This is a genomic window from Vibrio sp. 10N.222.52.B12, from assembly GCF_002875385.1.
GTDB lineage: Bacteria > Pseudomonadota > Gammaproteobacteria > Enterobacterales > Vibrionaceae > Vibrio > Vibrio jasicida.
Genome location: NZ_MDAW01000072.1, coordinates 1 through 282, shown reverse-complemented (window position 1 = coordinate 282; position 282 = coordinate 1). Strand labels below are relative to the sequence as shown.

The following is a 282-nucleotide window of genomic DNA, read 5'->3' as shown; positions in this document are numbered from 1 at the left end:
CTGATGTGAATGCCTCACCGGCATTGCCCGTTGCATCACTAAAGCCTTGCAACGTTAACGCCACACTCTTCACCGAATCCGCAACCGACGCGACTTCTGCTGTACCCACCCATTGGGTTTGAGTACCCGATTGTGCTGTCCAGCTGATCGCCGCAGTACCCAGCGTTGACCCCGTCGGTGTGGTGACGCCTTTGTCGAACGTGACGGTAACGGTCACGCTCTCACCCGCCGCTGCGTACGTTGGGTTAATCGACGTTTGACCGTCGTCCACCGTTGGCTTAG

The 282-nt window shown here is 57.8% G+C and carries 1 pseudogene; it reads right to left on the bottom strand.

The features are described 5' to 3' along the window. Positions 1 to 282, bottom strand: a pseudogene (locus tag BCT11_RS03855) (hypothetical protein); the annotation flags it as partial.